22 protein-coding genes are annotated in these 16,783 nt (G+C 65.3%); 20 read left to right on the forward strand and 2 right to left on the reverse strand.

All coding sequences use genetic code 11. The annotated features are described in order from the left end of the window. From ABL838_RS25780 to ABL838_RS25840, 13 genes are all read left to right on the forward strand, one after another. Window positions 1-885, forward strand: coding sequence for a baseplate assembly protein (locus ABL838_RS25780; RefSeq protein ID WP_418122544.1), 885 nt, complete (start codon window positions 1-3; stop codon window positions 883-885). Then, window positions 878-1,456 (forward strand): phage tail protein I, encoded by a 579-nt coding sequence (locus ABL838_RS25785; RefSeq protein WP_418122546.1) that lies wholly within the window; start codon window positions 878-880, stop codon window positions 1,454-1,456. The genes ABL838_RS25780 and ABL838_RS25785 overlap by 8 nt, the downstream gene beginning before the upstream one ends. After that, window positions 1,456-2,886 (forward strand): phage tail protein, encoded by a 1,431-nt coding sequence (locus ABL838_RS25790; protein WP_418122549.1) that lies wholly within the window; start codon window positions 1,456-1,458, stop codon window positions 2,884-2,886. The genes ABL838_RS25785 and ABL838_RS25790 overlap by 1 nt, the downstream gene beginning before the upstream one ends. A gap of 10 nt (window positions 2,887-2,896) precedes the next feature. Next, a complete protein-coding gene (locus ABL838_RS25795; protein ID WP_418122550.1) occupies window positions 2,897-3,511 on the forward strand; it encodes a DUF4376 domain-containing protein in 615 nt (204 codons plus the stop codon). A 26-nt stretch (window positions 3,512-3,537) separates the two neighbouring features. Beyond that, window positions 3,538-4,734: a phage tail sheath protein gene (locus tag ABL838_RS25800; RefSeq protein WP_418122552.1), complete on the forward strand. Its 1,197-nt coding sequence runs from the start codon at window positions 3,538-3,540 to the stop codon at window positions 4,732-4,734. Window positions 4,735-4,770: 36 nt separating this feature from the next. Continuing rightward, on the forward strand, window positions 4,771-5,295 hold the full coding sequence (locus ABL838_RS25805; RefSeq protein ID WP_418122554.1) for a phage major tail tube protein: 525 nt from the start codon (window positions 4,771-4,773) through the stop codon (window positions 5,293-5,295). 53 nt (window positions 5,296-5,348) lie between these two features. Then, complete coding sequence (locus ABL838_RS25810; protein WP_418122557.1) at window positions 5,349-5,684, forward strand: phage tail assembly protein; 336 nt, start codon at window positions 5,349-5,351, stop codon at window positions 5,682-5,684. An 8-nt stretch (window positions 5,685-5,692) separates the two neighbouring features. Continuing rightward, on the forward strand, window positions 5,693-5,821 hold the full coding sequence (locus ABL838_RS25815; RefSeq protein ID WP_418122559.1) for a GpE family phage tail protein: 129 nt from the start codon (window positions 5,693-5,695) through the stop codon (window positions 5,819-5,821). Between the two features lie 21 nt (window positions 5,822-5,842). Continuing rightward, entirely contained in the window at window positions 5,843-8,494 is a 2,652-nt protein-coding gene (locus tag ABL838_RS25820; protein ID WP_418122561.1) for a phage tail protein, read from the forward strand. An 8-nt stretch (window positions 8,495-8,502) separates the two neighbouring features. Next, on the forward strand, window positions 8,503-8,994 hold the full coding sequence (locus ABL838_RS25825; RefSeq protein WP_418122563.1) for a phage tail protein: 492 nt from the start codon (window positions 8,503-8,505) through the stop codon (window positions 8,992-8,994). 7 nt (window positions 8,995-9,001) lie between these two features. Further along, window positions 9,002-10,165 carry a contractile injection system protein, VgrG/Pvc8 family gene (locus ABL838_RS25830; RefSeq protein WP_418122565.1) on the forward strand — a complete coding sequence of 388 codons (1,164 nt, stop codon included), beginning with the start codon at window positions 9,002-9,004 and terminating at the stop codon, window positions 10,163-10,165. Between the two features lie 195 nt (window positions 10,166-10,360). Further along, window positions 10,361-10,702 carry a type II toxin-antitoxin system RelE/ParE family toxin gene (locus tag ABL838_RS25835; RefSeq protein ID WP_418122566.1) on the forward strand — a complete coding sequence of 114 codons (342 nt, stop codon included), beginning with the start codon at window positions 10,361-10,363 and terminating at the stop codon, window positions 10,700-10,702. Window positions 10,703-10,830: 128 nt separating this feature from the next. Continuing rightward, window positions 10,831-11,151, forward strand: coding sequence for a helix-turn-helix domain-containing protein (locus ABL838_RS25840; RefSeq protein ID WP_418122568.1), 321 nt, complete (start codon window positions 10,831-10,833; stop codon window positions 11,149-11,151). Between the two features lie 274 nt (window positions 11,152-11,425). On the opposite strand, the gene ABL838_RS25845 is transcribed toward ABL838_RS25840, so the two are convergent. Together ABL838_RS25845 and ABL838_RS25850 are read right to left on the reverse strand one after the other, a co-directional pair. Continuing rightward, on the reverse strand, window positions 11,426-11,806 hold the full coding sequence (locus ABL838_RS25845; RefSeq protein ID WP_418122569.1) for a hypothetical protein: 381 nt from the start codon (window positions 11,804-11,806) through the stop codon (window positions 11,426-11,428). Between the two features lie 96 nt (window positions 11,807-11,902). Further along, window positions 11,903-12,292 (reverse strand): helix-turn-helix domain-containing protein, encoded by a 390-nt coding sequence (locus ABL838_RS25850; protein WP_418122570.1) that lies wholly within the window; start codon window positions 12,290-12,292, stop codon window positions 11,903-11,905. Between the two features lie 152 nt (window positions 12,293-12,444). On the opposite strand from ABL838_RS25850, the gene ABL838_RS25855 reads away from it, so the two are divergent. From ABL838_RS25855 to ABL838_RS25885, 7 genes are all read left to right on the forward strand, one after another. Further along, window positions 12,445-12,672 carry a hypothetical protein gene (locus ABL838_RS25855; protein ID WP_418122572.1) on the forward strand — a complete coding sequence of 76 codons (228 nt, stop codon included), beginning with the start codon at window positions 12,445-12,447 and terminating at the stop codon, window positions 12,670-12,672. 48 nt (window positions 12,673-12,720) lie between these two features. Further along, on the forward strand, window positions 12,721-12,939 hold the full coding sequence (locus ABL838_RS25860; protein WP_126182919.1) for a hypothetical protein: 219 nt from the start codon (window positions 12,721-12,723) through the stop codon (window positions 12,937-12,939). A gap of 46 nt (window positions 12,940-12,985) precedes the next feature. Then, window positions 12,986-13,195, forward strand: a complete 210-nt coding sequence (locus ABL838_RS25865) for a hypothetical protein (protein ID WP_418122574.1) — start codon at window positions 12,986-12,988, stop codon at window positions 13,193-13,195. Next, window positions 13,192-13,587, forward strand: coding sequence for an ogr/Delta-like zinc finger family protein (locus ABL838_RS25870; protein WP_418122575.1), 396 nt, complete (start codon window positions 13,192-13,194; stop codon window positions 13,585-13,587). The genes ABL838_RS25865 and ABL838_RS25870 overlap by 4 nt, the downstream gene beginning before the upstream one ends. Window positions 13,588-13,695: 108 nt before the next feature. Further along, on the forward strand, window positions 13,696-14,313 hold the full coding sequence (locus tag ABL838_RS25875) for a hypothetical protein (RefSeq protein WP_418122576.1): 618 nt from the start codon (window positions 13,696-13,698) through the stop codon (window positions 14,311-14,313). A gap of 4 nt (window positions 14,314-14,317) precedes the next feature. Next, complete coding sequence (locus ABL838_RS25880; RefSeq protein ID WP_418122577.1) at window positions 14,318-14,683, forward strand: hypothetical protein; 366 nt, start codon at window positions 14,318-14,320, stop codon at window positions 14,681-14,683. A gap of 7 nt (window positions 14,684-14,690) precedes the next feature. Beyond that, on the forward strand, window positions 14,691-16,733 hold the full coding sequence (locus ABL838_RS25885) for a replication endonuclease (protein ID WP_418122578.1): 2,043 nt from the start codon (window positions 14,691-14,693) through the stop codon (window positions 16,731-16,733). The last annotated feature ends 50 nt before the right edge of the window (window positions 16,734-16,783 follow it).

The following is a 16,783-nucleotide window of genomic DNA, read 5'->3' on the forward strand; positions in this document are numbered from 1 at the left end:
ATGTCCCTGCTGCCGGCGCCGGCCGTCATCGAGACGCTGGACTACGAAGCCATCCTCGCCAGGCGCGTTGCGCTCTTTCAGGATGAGTGCAGAAAGGTCGGCTTCGACTACACGCTGCTGCTCGAATCCGATCCGGCGATGAAGCTGCTGCAGGTGCAGGCCTACCAAGAGCTGGAGATGCGCCAGCGCATCAATGATGCGGCCAAGGCCTGCATGCTGGCCTACGCCACGAAGTCGGACCTCGACAACCTCGGCGCGAACTATCGGGTTTCCCGGCTGCTGGTCACGCCCGCTGACCCGGACGCGGTGCCCCCGGTCGAGGCCGTCTATGAAGACGACGAACGCTTCCGCGAGCGCATCCAGCTCGCGCCCGAAGGCATCACGACGGCAGGCCCGACGGAAAGCTATCGCTACCACGCCCTCACGGCCAGTGCCGAGGTGGCGGACGCGCAGGTCGACAGCCCGCTGCCCGGCACCGTGCGCGTCACGGTGCTTTCAGCGTCCGCGAGCGGCATTCCTTCCGAAGCGCTGCTCAACACCGTGAGCGCCGCACTCAACGCCGAGAAGATCCGCCCGCTTTGCGACAGCGTGCCCGTGCAAGGGCCGGAGATCTTCGAGACCGCCATCACGGCGAAGGTGTACCGCTACGAAGGGCCTGCGGGCGAGGTGGCCATACAGAACGGCGAGACAGCGCTGGCAAAGTGGCTCAAGCAGATCCGCAAGCTCGGCAAAGGGTTGCCTCACTCCGGCATCGACGCCGCGCTCCATCAGCCAGGCGTCGACCGTGTCGAGATCACGCAGCCGCCCACGGACATCCTGTGCACGAAGACCCAGTGGGTCCGCGTGACTGCCGTCAACGTCCTCGAAGAGGTAGTCCGTGTCTAGCCTCGCCCCGTCGCAGCGACTGCTGCCGCCCAACCGCACACCGCTGGAGCTGGCGCTCGCGGGTGCGTCGCCGCTGGATCTGGACACCGATGGTCTGCGGCACCTGTGGACGGCCATGCTTTGCCTCGCGCCGCTGCTCCCATGGCTCTCGTGGACGCTCTCCGTAGAGGCTTGGCAGGACGCCAGGTCCGACGACGCCAAGCGTGCGCTGATCCTGAACTCCATCGAGATCCATCGGCACAAGGGCACGCCCTGGGCGATCCGGCTGCTGATCCGCTCGCTGGGCTTCGGCGAGGTGGACATCATCGAGCGCGTCGGTGGGCGAACTCACAACGGAACCATCCGGCGCGACGGAATCTATCCGCACGCCTCGTTGGCCAGCACCTGGGCGACCTACATGGTCGCGCTGCAGCGGCCTATCACCAATGCGCAGGCCGAGCGCCTGCGCAAGCTCCTGCCGTCCGTCGCGCCCGCACGCTGCCATCTGGTCGCGCTGCGCTATGCCTCGGTCGCCAACAGCCACAACGGCGCCACCCGACGCGACGGCGCCTACAACCAGGGAAGCGCCTGATGGCAAACCTCAACGAATCCGATCAGTGGGAAACCGGGATCTACCAGCTCGAAGAAGATGACCCGGTCCTGGGCGGTCCCACCGGCATCGATAACCGCCCACCGCGCGAGCTGGCGAATCGCACCCGCTATCAGCGCCTGCGCAACGTCACGCCGTGGGATGCCACGTTCACGTATCCCGCCAACGTCGCCTATGTGAGCTACGGCGGCACCACTTGGAAGAGCGTGGGCGAGAGCCTCAACGTCGCGCCCGGAACGGATACGGCAAAGTGGGTCCGCTGGGCCTTTACCGCGGGTGAGCTCAGCTCCGCCCTCGGCGATGCCGTGGCCGCGCACGAAGCCAGGGTCAATCCACACCCGCAGTACGCCACAGATGAAGATTTGTCGGCGCACGCGGCCGACCCGAATCCCCACCCCCAGTACGCCACGGACGCCGATCTCGCTGCGCACCTTGCAGCTGCAGATCCGCACTCCCAGTACATCCTGGCCACCGGTGATGCGATGACCGGCCCCCTCGCCCTCATGGATGCCGGTCAATTCGACAGCAGCGCCAAGGCGGCCAGCACCGCTCACGTGCAGCGGGCGCTTGGCAACTACAGCGGCGCACGGGATATCTCGGTCACGGGCAGCACCAACCTCACTGCGGCCGACATGGGCCGGTACATCAGCGTCTCTGCTTCCGGTGTGAACTTGACCTTGCCTGCAGGCAGCGCGGTAGCAGGCGGCTCGACCTTCGTGCTGGGGCCGTCTCAACGCTGCGTCATCACCCGCAGCGGCGCGGACGGGATCATGACGCCTGCAGGCTCCGTAGTGACCAGCATGGCGCTTTTCTCTCCGGCCATCGTGACATGGCGTGGTGACATCTGGCACGTCCTCGAACTCCCCATGGGAGGCGATGCCAGCGCGGGGGAGGTGTTCTACACCGCGCGCGCGACCCCGCCGCCAGGCTCAATCAAAGCGAATGGCGCAGCGGTGTCCCGCACCACGTACAGCCGACTTTTTGCGGCCATCGGAACCACCTTCGGCATTGGCGATGGCGCGACCACTTTCAACGTGCCTAACGCTCGTGGGCTGGTGCTTCGAGGTTTCGATGATGGACGCGGACTTGATACGGGCCGCGTCCTGGGCACCGAACAAGAAGGCACCTGGCTACGCACGATGTCGCAGGAGTGGACAGGTGCCGATGCCGTGCAAGGCGGGCCGTATGGATTCGGCAATCCCTTCGCGAACGCAGACGCAGTCATTTCCAACAGTGGAGGCCCGGGTCTCGCCGTGCCCAGCGGCGCCAAGGGGCCTGCGGGTGGCGCATGGCAATCGGCCGCAAGCGACAACTTCATGTTTGCGACTGCAGTAGTAGATGCGGCGGTCGCAAACACATGGATTCGCTTCCGCATGTCCAACCTCGCGCTGCTGGCCTGCATCAAGTACTGAGAGCACCCCGATGAACATCAAGACGGTCTATTCGTTCGATCCTGATACGCGGTTCTACAAGGGTCCGGTCTACCTCGACGATGGCGACCTCTCGCCGCTGGAACCCGGCGTCTATCTGACGCCGGGGGACTGCCTCGAAGAGAGCCCGCCGCACGTTCCCGAAGGTTTCCGTGCCGTGGCGCAGGGCAATACCTGGGCGCTGATCGCGATCCCCGTTGTCGCGCCGCCGGCGCTACCGTCGCTCGACGATCTGCGCGCCGCCCTGATGGAACAGGCCACCGCTCGCCGCTGGGACGTCGAAACCGGCGGCGTCACTCTGCCCAACGGCGTCAAGGTGCGCACGGGCATCGACGATCAGACCCGCATCAACTCTGTCATCACTGGCATGCGATCCGAAGGCTACGAGACCGTCGATTTCAAGGCGGCTTCGGGCTGGGTCGAGCTATCGCTCGAAGAACTGCGCGTCATTCGCGGATTCATCGCGGGCCATGTGCGTGCCTGCTATGCGGCGGAGCGTGCCCACCACAACGCAATTGCGGCCCTCCCCACCGTGGAAGCCGCTCAGACCTACGACATCGGCGCAGGCTGGCCCAGCCCAGTCATCACCGCTTCGCCTCAAGCCTGAACCACTTTTCCTAGGAGCACTCCACCATGCCCACCGAATACCACCACGGCGTACGCGTCTTCGAAGTCGAGGAAGGCGGCGCCACCATCCGCGTCGTCAGCACGGCCATCATCGGCCTCGTGGCCACCGCGCCGCAGGCCGATCCGGCGGCCTTCCCGCTCAACACTCCGGTGCTGCTCACCAACCCCGGCGGCAGCGTCGGCAAGGCGGGCGCAACCGGCACGCTGGCGAAAGCGCTGAAGGCGATCAGCCAGCAGGCGCAGGCCGTCACCATCGTGGTTCGCGTCGAGCCCGGCGCCGACGACGCCGCGACCACCAGCAACGTCATCGGCACCACCACCGCCACCGGCCAGAAGACCGGCCTGCAGGCGCTGCTCGCCGCCCAGGGCCAGCTCGGCTACAAGCCGCGCATCATCGGCGCGCCCGGCCTGGACACCGAGGCCGTCGCGGTAGAGATCGGCGTCGTCGCCGAGGCGCTGCGCGGCTTCGGCTACATCGCGGCGCGCAAGGCTGACGGCATGGCCTACGCCACCACGAAGGAAGAAGCCACGCTGTATCGCGCCAAGTTCGGCAAGCGCGAACTGATGGTCATCTGGCCCAGCTTCCTCGCGTGGGACACCGTCACCAACGACGTCGAGACCGTGCCGGCCATCGGCTATGCCCTAGGCCTGCGCGCCAAGCTCGACCAGCAGATCGGCTGGCACAAGACCCTGTCGAACATCGTGGTCAACGGCCCGCAAGGGATCAGTGCCGACGTGTTCTTCGACCTGCAGAGCCCGAGCAGCGATACGACGTACCTCAACGCGCTCGAAGTCACGACCATCATCAACCGCAGCGGCTATCGCTTCTGGGGCAACCGCACCACCGAGGCCCAGGGCGGAAAGTTCTTCTTCGAGAACTACACCCGCACCGCTCAGGTGCTGGCGGACACGATGGCCGAGGCGCATTTCACGTTCGTGGACAAGCCCATGCATCCCACGCTCGTGAAGGACATGCTCGAAAACATCAACGCCAAGGGCAAGGACCTCGTGACGGGCGGCTACCTGATCGGCTTCGAGGCCTTCATCAATCCCGACCTCAACCCGAAAGAAGAGCTCTTCGTCGGCCGCCTGCGCATCAGCTACCGCTACACGCCGGTGCCGCCGCTCGAAGACCTGGGCTTCCGCCAGACCATCACCGACGACTTTCTCGCCAACTTCGCCGCGGCCGTGCAGGCCGCCTGAACGGCGTCAACGCATCACGCATAGGAGCACACCACCATGGCACTGCCTAAGAAACTCAAGAACTTCGCAATGTTCGGCGACGGCGAAAGCTGGGTCGGCGAGATCCCCAGCGTCACCCTTCCCAAGATCACGAAGAAGACCGAGGAATACCGCGCAGGCGGCATGCATGGCCCAGTCGAGATCGACCTCGGCCACGAAAAGCTCGAGCTGGGCATCAAGGCCGGCGGCCTGAAGACCCAGCTCATCGCCATGCTCGGCGCGCAGACCGTCGGCGCCAACATCTTCCGCTTCGCCGGCGCTTATCAGGACGAAGCCACCGGCCAAGTGACCGCGGCCGAAGTCGTCATCCGCGGGCGCCTGCGCGAGTGGAACCCCAACGAGGCCAAGGCCGGCGAAGACAACGACCACGAGTTCACCATCGCCGCGAGCTACTACAAGCTGACAGTCAACGCCCAGGAACTGCTGGAGATCGACGTGCCCGGCATGGTGTTCCGCGTCGGCGGCACCGACCAGTACGACGCCATCCGCGCCGCCATCGGCATGGCCTTCGGCGTCAACTGACGCCAATCCGAAACCTCGCCCCCCGCCCTTCCCCTTCGAACTGAGCCACCACCATGAACGACGACGCCCAACAGCCCACCGCCACCCTCGCGCCCAGCGTGCCCAACACCATCACCCTCGACACGCCCATCCAGCGCGGCAGCACCACCATCGCCGAGATCGTCCTGCGCAAGCCCAACGCCGGCGAGCTGCGCGGCCTCTCGCTGCAGCGGCTGCACGCGGCCGATGCCGACGAACTGCTCAAGCTGCTGCCGCGCATCACCTCCCCCAGCCTCACGCCGCCCGAGTGCGCGCAGCTCGACCCCGCCGACCTGTCCGAAGCGGGAGGCGTCGTCATCAGTTTTTTGTTGAAGAAAGCAGTTCGGGACGCGGTCTTGCAGAGCGCGTAGAGGACGCCATGGCGGATCTGGCGCTCGTCTTCCACTGGCGCCCGCAGGACATGAACGGCCTTCCGCTGGCCGAGCTGATGGACTGGCGCGAGGCCGCCCGCAAGCGCTACGCCCCCAGCAAGCACGACGACGACTGACCGCACCCCCTTCGAACCACCATGGCCACCGCGCTAACTCTCAAGCTGATCCTGGCCGGCGCGGCCAAGGCGGTCAACGAACTCAAGCCGCTCGACGCGCAGAGCAAGGCCACGGCCGCGAGCTTGAAACAGTCGCGCGACGCCCTCAAGCTGCTGAACGGCCAGCTCGGCCAGGTCGCCGCCATCCGGAAATACCAGGCCGAGCTGTCCAAGCAGGGCAACAGCCTCAAGGTGCTGCGCGCCAACCTCGACAGCGTCACCCGCACCTACGGCGCGAACAGCGATCAGGCCCGCACCCTGCAGGGCCAGGTCGACCGCGCGACGGCCGCGTACGACAAGCAGCGCCATGCCCTCGTGCAGCTCCGCACCGCGGCCACCGCCAGCGGCATCGGCAAGCTGTCGGCAGACCAGCACCGCCTGCAGGCCGATATCACGTCCACCAACACCGCCATCGCCCAGCAGAAGGCACGACTCGAAGCGCTGGCCAACGCTGGCAACCGCAAGGCGCAGTTGCAGAAGAGCTTCAACAGCACCCGCGCCACCGCTGGACACCTTGCCATGGCCGGCGCCGCCGGCGTTGGCACCGCCTACGGCATCCGCCGTGCCGTCACCGAGCCGCTGCACCAGATTCGCGCATACGAAACAGCGACGGCGCGCATCGAGTCGCTGGGCCTCGGCAAGGAAGAGTCCGACAAGGCCATCGACTATGCGAAGCGGATGAAGACCTACGGCACCAGCATGAACGACAACCTCGGGTTGATGCTGGACGCGACCACCGCCTTTGCCGACGTGCATCACGCCGAAATGGTCATGCCGGCAATGGCGAAGATGAAGTTCGCGAACAAGGCCATGTTCGGGGAGGAACAAGGCACCGAGAACGAACGCAAGTTCATGGACATGCTCAAGGTCATCGAGGCACGCAACGGCCTGAGCAGCAAGGAAGAATTCACCAAGCAGGCCGACATGGTGCAGCGCGTCATCACCGCCACCGGTGGCCGCGTGGACTCCACCCAATGGCTGGATTTCGTCAAGCGCGGCGGCATCGCCGCCAAAGGCCTCTCCAGCGAGGCGATGTACTACCAGCTTGAGCCCATCGTGCAGATCATGGGTGGCGCAAGCGCCGGCGTGGCCACCATGTCCGCCTACCAGAACCTCTACCAGGGGCGTACCACCAAGCGCGCCGCGCAGAACCTGATGAAGTACGACCTGATCGGCGACCCGTCGAAGGTGAAGCACGACAAGACGGGGCAGGTCTCGTTCCTCGATCCCGGCGCGCTGAAGGGCAGCGACCTCTTCCGCACCAACCAGTTCGAATGGATGGAAAAGGTGCTCCTGCCGGCACTAGCCGCCAAGGGCCTCACCACCCAGGACCAAGTGAACGATGCCATTGGCTCCATCTTCAGCAACCGCACGGCATCGAGCCTGTTCTCTCAGATGTACATGATGAGAGACCAGATCCACAAGAACGCCAAGCTCAACGCCGGCGCCTTCGGAATTGACGAACTGGACGCCAGGGCGCGAGACAGCCTGAGCGGGAAGGAACTCGAAGCGCAGGCCCGATTTCACGACGCCATGCAAGAGGCCGGGCGCGCTCTGCTCCCGGCCTACATCAGCCTGCTCAACACCGCGGGCAGCGCGCTGCAGCGCATTACCCAGTTCGCGCAGGAAAACCCGGTGCTCGCCTCCTACATCGGCAAGGCTGTCCTGTGGGTCGGCCTGCTCGCCGCAGGCTTCGGCGCGCTGAGCCTGGGCGCGGCTGCACTGCTGGGGCCGTTTGCAGTGGTGCGCTATGGCCTGGGCCTCTTCGGCTTCCAGATGCTTCGCGTCGGCCCGCTGCTGAGTTCCGGCGCCGGGCTGCTCGTGCGCCTTGGGTCGGCGTTCCTGAGTGTCGGCATGGCCGTCGCGCGCGTGGGCCTGCTGCTGCTGGCCAACCCCTTGGGAATCGCCATCGCGCTGCTCGCCGGCGCGGCGTACCTGATCTATCGGAACTGGAGCGGGATCGTCGGCGGGCTGAAGACCATCTGGGACCAGCTCGGCGGATCGTTCTCGGGCGTGGTGACCACCATCACCCAGACCATCGTCAACTGGTCGCCCCTTGGTCTGTTCTACCAAGCCTTCGCTGGCGTCCTGCAGTGGTTCGGCATCGACCTGCCGTCTAGGTTCACCACCTTCGGCGCCCAGATGATGCAGGGCTTGGTGAGCGGCATCACCGGCATGCTGGGCACCGTGCAAGACGCCATCGCTGGCGTCGCAGAATCGACCCTCATCCGGTTCAAGGAAAAGCTTGGCATTCGCAGCCCGTCGCGCGTGTTCATGCAGGCCGGGGAGAACATCGTCGAAGGCGCCGCCATCGGCATCGACCGCACCCGGCCGCTGCTCCGCGCCGCAGCGCTGGGCATGGCCGGCGCAACGGCCGTGGCCATGCCTGCCATGGCGGCAGAGTTCCCCCGCGCCCCCGGCAACTTCGACACCCGTGCGCCACTCGCGGCCGCGCCGGCCGGCCGCGGAGCCGGCGGAGTCGTCGTGCAGGGCGACACCATCACCATCCACATCACCGCAGCGCCGGGCGCAGATGCGGCGCAGCTCGCCCGCGCCATTCGCGCCGAGCTGGACAAGCGCGACGCCGACAAGCGCGCCCGCGCCCGAGGCGCCTTCATCGACTACGACAACTGACACCCGCCATGCTCTGCCTCGGCCTCTTCGTCTTCATGCTCGACACAATGAGCTATCAAGAGCTTCAGCGGCGCAGCAGCTGGAAGCACGCCTCGCAGCCACTGGTGGGCGCGCGCAACGCCTCGCAGTACCTCGGGCCGGGCGACGACATCATCACGCTCAATGGCATCGTGGTGCCCGAGTTCGCCGGCACTGCGGCCAGCCTGTCGGTGCTGCGCCTCATGGCCGACCAGGGCGCCGCGTGGGTGCTGGTGGAAGGCACCGGCACCATCTACGGCGCCTTCGTCATCACCGAGCTACAGGAAACCCGAACCCTCTTCTTCGAGACCGGCGAGGCGCGCCGCATCGATTTCACCCTCACGCTGCAGCGCGTCGACCAAGATGCGCAGGAAGTCGCCGAGCAGCTCATCGCCGACAGCATGGGCGACCTGGGCGCCCTGCTGCAAGACGCGGCGGACAACATGGGCCTGTCGCTGGGCGTGGGCGCCAGCGCGGTTTGAACAGACCATGTCCGACGTAGACGCCATCACCGCCACGCTGCCGACGGTCAATGTCAGCGCCAACAGCTGCAGACGCGACACCCGGCGCGCCGCGGCGCACCTCACGCCTATCTGGCGCATTACCGTGAACGGCGCCAACGTGTCCGATCGCATCCTGCCGCGCTTCGTGCGCCTCACCATCACCGATGACCGGCAGAACGATGCCGATGAGGTCGAGCTCGTCGTGAGCGACCACGACGGCGCCGTCGAGCTGCCGGAAACCGGCGACACCGTCGAGGTGGCCATCGGCTGGCTCGCCGAGCCCAACGCGGCGCCCTATCGCCAGCTGACCACCGAGGAAATGGGCTTCCCCGTCGGCTTGGTCGAGAAAGGCGCGTACACCGTGCAGGCGGTGGAGTACGCCGGCACGCCCGACGAGATCACCATCCGCGCCCGCGCCGCCAACCTGCTCGACAGCCTGCGCACCCTGCGCGATGAGTCATGGCACAAGACCACCGTCGGCGCCATCGTCAACAGCGTGGCCAAGCGCAACCGCATCGAGGCGGTCGTCGCCAAGGAAATCGCCTCGCGCAAGGTCAAGCATGCGGACCAGCTCGGCGAATCGGATGCGTCCTTTCTTCGCCGGCTCGCGCAGACCTACGACTGCCTGTGCACTGTGAAGAACGGCAAGCTCCTGTTCAGCCAGGCGCGCGCCGCGCGCACGCCGAGCGGCAAGGTGCTGCCGCCCGTAGTCATCACGCGGCAAGACGGCGACAGGCACCGCTGGAGCCGCGCCGACCGGGACGCGTACAGTGGCGTGAAGGCATGGTGGAACAACATCAAGACCGGGCGTCGCAGCAGCGTCATCGCCGGCCTGAGTGGTCGCGCGAAGGAACTACGCACGACCTTCGCGAGCGAAGCGGACGCCCTGGCCGCAGCCCGCGCGGAGTGGCTGCGCATTCAGCGCGGGATCTTCGATTTCGAGATCACCCTCGCCTACGGCCGCGCTGACATCACGCCTCAACGGCCCGCCCGCGTTGTTGGCTACAAGCGAAAGATCGACGAGACGCCATGGATCGTCGCCAGCGTGCGCCACACGCTCGACGGAAGCGGCTACGTCAGCCAACTCACCCTCGAAACCGAGCAGGCTGAGGGCGTTGAAGGGCAGGAAGGCTCGCCCGACGAAGACTGAGCCGTTGGGGCGGCCGGCACAAGCTCTCAGGCCACTGAGACTGGGCGGTGGCCCGGACGCCTCGCCGTTGCCCAGGGTTGACACACCTATATCGGTTCGGATATAATCACGTTGCCGTCAATTCTGGCGGTCTTTACTGAAAGAGAAAGAGGAGCACCAACTTATGGGCATAATTTTTAAGAGGAAACCATCATCATGGAAGAAGACAATGAGCCTCCAAAGCAAGTAATCTTTATTGGGCGTTCGCTTGAAGAGATAAAAGCTTTTCCCGGCGATGTTAAGAGTGACGCGGGATATAACATCGATCTGGTGCAACGGGGCAAAGAGCCTTCTGATTGGAAACCGTTTCGAGGCGTGGGGCGCGGCGGCGTTAAGGAAATAAGGCTTTGGGACGACAGCGGAACTTATCGCGTGATCTATGTAGTCGATTTGGAAGATACAGTTTTTGTACTGTGTGGTTTTAAAAAGACTTCAGAAAAGACAGAAAAGGCTCACATCGAATTGATTAAGAAACGAATCAAAATGATGGATGAGTAAAGAACTAGGGAGGCCCAAATTGGGCCTCCTTTTACTCTCTCGCAGAGTAGTCAATCAATTTGATTGTTTTAAACTTTGAATATTAACTTTTAAAGAAATTTGTCTTCGCAGCAATTCGGAGACTCACCATGAAAACTAAGGAAAACCAAAGCCTTGCCAATGGAAATAGGCGAGCTTTTACCTCCGTCTGGGATGCGCTCTCGGACACCACTGACGAAGCCGAGAACATGAAGATTCGCTCGGCTTTGATGATGAGTATTAGGTCGTATATAAACGCACAGAAACTAACCCAAGCTGAGGCGGCAAAGGCTTGCCAAATTACTCAGCCGCGGATGAACGACCTACTAAACGGGAAAATTTCGAAGTTCTCGCTCGATGCCCTCATCAATATCGCGACGGCTGCAGGCCTGCGAATTGATCTCATCGTTAGAGAACCAGAGCCGGCCTGAATAACCGGAGACAGCCTTTCGGCACGAAGGCAACCAGCACTGCAGGACCGTGCCGGACGCGACGCACGCAATGTGCGTGCGAGACATAAAAAATCACAGACCGGAACCGCAGCTCTCTCGCTGAAAGCCTTAAAGGCCGGGCGAGGGAGTGCTAAGCACGCGGCGTCCCGGCGCCCTCGCCTATGGGCGCGCCGACATCACCCGCAGCGCCCCCGCGCGTCAAAGGCCAAGAAGGCGCAAGCAGCGAAGAGTGAGCTGCCTTCCGATCCCTGGGCTACGGCTGATCGTCAGCAGGTTCGAAAGTCTCGATAGGTGCCCACATGCCGTCGCTCGCCGTCTTGTTCGATACGTGCGTGAATTCAACTCTGCTGACCCCCACAGAAAGCAACCTGTACTTCTGATCGCTCGGGAGCTGCATGCAGTTGAATTCGCTGAACATGGCCGCGAACTTTGATTTCTCCCCTCGCACCGAATGCTCAAGTGCCTTGGTCAGCGCCGCGTCGCTCACGCATCCCATCTGGACGCCGGGAGCTAACTTCACCACCATCTCGGGGCGAAGAGGCTTCTTTTTGCTTTTGATGGCCGCCTGGGAAGGGGCATCCGAATCGCCGCAACCCGCAAGCATTCCACCGGCGAACGCCAGGGCCAGGAACATACCTCGCATCGATCCCCCTACTCTGCTGCGTCGACGGCAGCATCCTCCATCACCATCAACACCCAACGGATCAGCGTTCCGACGATCAGTCCAAACCTACCCGTTGGCTCTCTTCGGCTGCGATTGCGTGAGCGCATTAAGAACGCTGCGTGCCGCGGCGCGACCTCGCTCATCCGCAGCTTCGTAGTTGTCCAAAAGCGCAGCTTCCTCACGCGTTACCGAGCGCATCACTGAATCACCGGTTGCGTCGGACGAATCGCTTGCTCCTGGCGCGCTCAACGGCAGCGCGCGGACACCGGTCAGCAAGTAGGTGACGTCAACACCGATGGTCGCCACTCGCGCCAGGTACTCAGCATCCGGCGACCTGTGGCCGTTTTCGTAGTTCGACTGCGAATTCAGGCCGACACCTCCCGCCTCGGCCATGGCGGCCTGGGAAAGCCGCAGACGACTGCGCTCAGCTTTCAAGCGTTCAGAAAAATCAGGCATTCGCCCCTCAAGAACGGCGCGTCGGCACACCCCCGACACACACAAAACCGCAGATGGACATCCACAAAATCACATGTTTCGTTTGACACATGCGGTTTTGTGGGTGTAAATTCCGCCGCACACACACATTTAACCGTTCGGATATTAATCGCATGGCCCATACCGCCCGCCGCCGTGGTCGCCCCGAGCTTCCGCCGGAGATCCGCCTCGTCAACGAAGCGCCGATTGCCATGCGCTTGGCCCCGTCCGAAAAAGAACGAACACAGCAGTACGCAGCACGTGAAGGCCGGTCGCTCGGCAACTTCGCACGCCGCGTCTACCTCAAGGGCCTCGCGCAATACGAGGCCGAGCAGGCCGGCGCCGGCACCACCGCCGCCTGACCTCACAGCACCAGTCATACCCCTCCTTTGCCCGAAGGACTTTCGACGATGTACCCAGATCCCAAGCGCGTGCGCGACAACCGCCAGACCGTCCGGTTTGACGACTACGAGGACGAGCTGCTGCGCATCCTGTCCAAGATGACCGGCGCTCAGACCTCGACGCTCATCCGCGAGCTGGCCATGCGCCAGGCCGAAGAAATGCTGGCCGACGCCTTCTTCGGCCAGGAACCCAAGGCCGACGCCAGTCTGCCCCGCGCCGCGGGCTAAGCCCAGCCGCATCAACGCGGCCTGAAGCCAGCGCAACAAACGCCGAATGTCTGACGAAAAGATGACGTCCACAGAGATCGAACTCACCGACGCCGAGCACGACGTGTTCGACCGGGTGCGCCGGGAGCAAGGTCTGGCGGACGTTGCCGAGGCCATCGAATGGCTGGTGCGGACCCGGCTGCGCAAGGGCATCGAACACATCACCGGCCGCCGTCGCGGCCCGCGTCTAGTTACCTCGGGAGGAAAGCGGCAATGAGCGAGAGCCTTCACGAGCAGGCGGCTGAGGCCGGCAACCGCTACATGCGCATCACCATCGAGTGCCCGCACTGTGGCACCCGCTGCGTGGCCTGCGACAGCCGCGCAATGAGCAAGACCATGCGCGAGATCACCTACCGCTGCCGCAACTGGCGGTGCGGCTTCACGGGCGTGGCCACGCTGGAGTTTCAGCGCGTGCTGGTGCTCTCCAGCATTCCGGCAGCTGACGTTTCGCTGCCGCTTTCGCGCCACATCCGCCGCGGCCAGCTCGCATTGGCGCTGGCGGACGAAGACAACGTCGCCGACGACGAAGCCACCTACGTCGCGAACCTGCATACGCCCACCAACGACTGGGGCACGGGCGGCGCCATGAGTGGCGCCCCGCCCGACTGATCTAGTCCGCGCCCCCGCGGCGCTTCCCTTCCGCCCAACCCCTGCCACGCGCCTTTTTCAAGGCGTGCGGCCCTTCTCACGCCTTTTTTCAGCACAGGAGCCGAAGTCATGTCTCTCAACGCCCGCCGCTTCACCGACAAGCCTGCCCAGCGCATCGAGGTGCCCAAGATGTCCAAGGTTACGCACGAAGAGGCTGCGCGCCTGCCGCTGCTGGACCGCGTGCTGCTGCAGGAGCACCAACGCCATGCGGCCAGGCTGGCGGACCTTCGGTGCGTGGCCGACAAGCTCTCGGCACTCGATGCCATCGTGCGTGCCGCCCAGGCCGACGGCGCCTACATCGATATCGCCGACGTGCGGCAGAGCTACATGAGCCACCGCATCAGCGGCTACGGCCGGCGCGTGAATGCCGTGGTGCTGCGACCCGCGGACACGATTTCGAGCTGGCGCGACCCCAAGACACAGAACGCGGTCGCGAATGCATTGCTGGCGGCCGGCTGGCGCTTGGTCAACGTCGAAGCCGCCGGCTCGGAGATCTCCCGCGATGTCCTGATCTTCATGCACGGCATGCGCGCCGTCGAGACAACGTGCATGCGGCAGTGGGTCATCGACGCCATCGAGGCCGGCCACATCACGGCCGCGACCGAGGGCCGGCACCCGGCCACGGACACCGGCAAGCCGCTGAACGCCGGCAACGCAGCGGCCGAGCACGCCGAGTGCGAACGCTGACCGCATGCACCCCCACGAGCCCACAGAACCACCAGCGTTCCCAGGCCCGGCCAAACCGACACCCATCGCAGATGGCATCCCCAACCCGTTCTATGCCCGTCACGCGGCCCGCCTGGCCGAGCTGCGCGAGGAGTTCGCCCAAGGCACGAGCCATGCCCGAAACATCACCGCAGCGGAGCGGGAATGGGAAGGCATCTCGAAGCGCTCGCGCGCAATGCTGCTGTTCTGGGCGGGCTACGACATCAACAGCATCGCCTTCGCCGTCGAGCGCGCATGGCGCGAGCTGCCACCGCTGGAGCGCACCGCGGTCGGCGAAGCCATCCGCGAGCTGCAGAACGACCTGCGCACGGTCTTCGCGCTGACCTTGTAGGCCCGCCATGCGCATCGTCGCCAAACGCCACGCCAAGCCGGATCCGGTCTTCTGGATGCGGCAGCGCTCCAACCTCCCGCACGACCAGCACGTCGCGCGGGTGGCGCGAGAAATGGACGCGCGCATGCGCGGCGAGCTGCCGCCGCAGTGGGGGCCGGCGTTCGACACCATCATGCCGCTCAAGCCCACGGTGCGCGCCGTGGGCGGCGACTGGCTGAGCTGGAACCTCGCGCGTGTCGACGCGATGCGCGCTTTCGAGCACGAGCACAAGGACATCCTGCATTGGGCCGTGGGCGACTCCGAGGTGTGCGCCCGCGCGCGGCGCTGCGCCAGCGCGCTCGACGACATGCTCAACGGCCACCCGCTGCCGATGAGCCTGCAGGACAAGCTGGACACGGTGCTCGACTACTGCGAGCGCCTGGGCGTCGACAAACCCAACTCCAAGACGCCCGAGGGCCTGATCGCCCGCGCCATCACAGAGCAATGGTGGCGCCGCGCGCTGCGGCGCAAGGTGGCGCGCACGGTTGAGCATGCGGCCATCAAGCTGGGCGTGGTGCACCACCGCAACGGCGGGTACGCCAGCGATGAGGCCTGCCGCCGGCGCGCCGACCAGAACAAGCGCAACGCCGATCTGCTGGCACGCGTGAAGATGCGCAACGAGGCCGGCCAGGTCTACAGCCTGGCCGAGCTGGCCGCGCTCTCGCCGAGCAATCGCGACATCCGCCGCGGCGAGCTGATGACGCGCATTCGCGGCTGCGAAGAGTTCGCGGACGCCAACGAGCACCACGGCCTGTTTCTCACGCTCACGTGCCCAAGCCGCTTCCACGCGGTGCTGTCGGGCGGCAAGTCGCGCTGGGCGAAGCCGAGCCGCAACAACAAGTACGAGGGCGACTCGCCACGCGATGCGCAGCAGTGGCTTTGCCGCATGTGGGCGAAGGCCCGCGCGAAGATGGCGCGCAAGGGCATCGCGGCCTATGGCTTTCGCGTGGCCGAGCCGCATCACGATGGGTGCCCGCATTGGCATGCCCTGCTGTGGTTCCACACGCCAGAGCAGGCCCAGTCAGCGCGGGAAATCATCACCGGCTACTGGCTCAGCGACGCGGGCGATGAGCCCGGCGCGCTGCGCAACCGCTGCGACTTCAAGCCCATGGAGCGCGGCGGCGCCGCGGGCTACGTCGCGAAGTACGTGTCCAAGAACATTGGCGCCGAAGACGGCGGCGACGCCGGCGTCGGTGAGCACACCGACACCCTCGACGGTGTCGAGCAGATCATGGACACCCGCGAATTCAAGGGCTGGCAGCGCGTCGACGCCTGGGCCAGCACCTGGGGCATTCGCCAGTTCCAAGCCATCGGACAGCCCAGCGTGACGGTGTGGCGCGAAATGCGCCGCGTCACCAAAGACCAGATCGACCACGCGCAGATGCGCCTCGACCTGGGCGACGCCGCCGCAGTGAAGGCATGGTGGGCCTGCCACAAGCAAGGCGCAATTCAGGCCTCGTGGGAGGGCTACGTCCGCGCCCAGGGCGGCATGTGCCGCAGGCGGCGCGAATGGGCACTTCGCACCGCCGTGCGCGTCACCGAGGACACGACCAACTGCTACGGCGAGAGCATCGACCGCAAGGCTGTCGTCGGCATCGAGACACGCGTCGGGCACTGGCTCGTGAGCCGCCGGCAGGCGTGGCGCTCCTGCGCGAGCGAAGCCGCGCAGGACAAGGGCCAGCGCGAAGCGCTGGGCCGCCCTTGGACTCGTTTCAATAACTGTACGGTCCGGCTCAACGATGAGCCGCAGCGCCTGCTGATGCGCGGCGATCTGTCGTGGCCAAAGGCCCACGACACCGACGAAATCGAGCCGCCGGCGCCCCGAAAGCCCACCCCGGCCGCCCCGATCGAGCAAGTCAACCACATCGCCGGCGAGCGAACCACGTTCCGCATGCCCCAGTGCGTCCGGATCGCACCCGCGGCGCCCCCTGCCAACGACCTCGACGCCCTGCTCGCCCGCATGAAGGCCTTCGCGCCGGTCATGCGCGAGCTGGCCGCGGCCGGGCGATGAGTTTCCCCATGCATCCCACCACTTCAACCACCAACCGGAGCCGCATCACC

It is taken from the genome of Variovorax sp. 160MFSha2.1 (assembly GCF_048305075.1).
GTDB classification, from domain to species: Bacteria; Pseudomonadota; Gammaproteobacteria; order Burkholderiales; family Burkholderiaceae_C; genus Variovorax; species Variovorax guangxiensis.